We start from the raw sequence: 359 nt of genomic DNA, 5'->3' as shown, positions 1-359 counted from the left end.
TGGCGCATCATCAATTCGCCCTTCGGCATGATTCTTAAATCTGTGCGTGAGAATGAAAGCCGTGCCGTTTCACTGGGCTATTCCGTCAATCACTACAAACTCGCAGCCTTTGTGATGTCGGCAGCACTTGCTGGACTTGCAGGCGGCATGAAGGCACTCGTCTTCCAGTTTGCAACATTGACGGATGTGGGCTGGCAAATGTCAGGCGAAGTGATCCTGATGGCGTTGCTCGGGGGCATCGGAACGCTCATCGGACCCATCGTCGGCGCAGCCTTCGTCGTCGCACTGCAAAACTATCTCGCAACGTCAGACTTCCCCGTGACAATCGTCACCGGAATCATCTTCATGGCATGCGTCCT

At 54.6% G+C, this 359-nt stretch carries 1 protein-coding gene; it reads left to right on the top strand.

Annotated elements, in window-relative coordinates:
* Nucleotides 1-359, top strand: a 359-nt coding sequence (locus tag FJQ48_RS22205) for a branched-chain amino acid ABC transporter permease (RefSeq protein WP_139977093.1), incomplete at both ends; no start/stop codon positions are given.

The organism is Ochrobactrum sp. CGA5 (assembly GCF_006345815.1).
GTDB lineage: Bacteria > Pseudomonadota > Alphaproteobacteria > Rhizobiales > Rhizobiaceae > Brucella.
This window is presented reverse-complemented; position numbering and strand designations above follow the sequence as displayed.